The sequence below is a fragment of the Lysinibacillus sp. CTST325 genome (genome assembly GCF_054665055.1).
Window position 1 is genome coordinate 1 of sequence record NZ_BAAFHO010000048.1, and the last position, 516, is coordinate 516.

The 516-nt window shown below is 32.8% G+C and carries 1 protein-coding gene; it reads left to right on the forward strand.

All coding sequences use genetic code 11. The features are described from left to right. Positions 1-5: 5 nt before the first annotated feature. A partial coding sequence (locus tag ACYQ73_RS28210) for an ATP-binding protein (RefSeq protein WP_460015461.1) occupies positions 6-516 on the forward strand: 511 nt, incomplete at its 3' end.

Sequence of the window (516 nt, forward strand, 5' to 3'; positions counted from 1 at the left end):
CAATAATGAGTACAAATTATCAGCAACTACAGCAAAACTTAGAGTATTTAAAATTAAAGCAAATGGGCATCCATTTGAATGAAGTCATCGACTTTAGCATTAAAAATGAGCTTTCTTTTATCGATACACTTATTAAATTGACAAACTATGAAATCGATGTACGTGAGCAAAATATGATTCATGCGATGGTGAAAGTCGCTGCATTTCCGCATTTAAAGGAAATAAAGGATTTTAATTTTGATTTTCAACCAAGTATTAACCAGCAACAAATACTCGATTTTCAAAGCCTTCGTTTTATCGAAGAAAATGAAAATATTGTATTCCTTGGTCCAAGTGGTGTCGGCAAGACCCATCTGGCCACAGCAATTGGCATTACTGCAGCAAAAAAACGAACAAGTACCTATTTTATTAAGTGCCATGACTTAATTCAGAATCTGAAAAAAGCCCGTTTAGAAAACAGGCTAGAGAGTCGTTTAAAACATTATACAAAATATAAATTATTAATCATCGATGAGA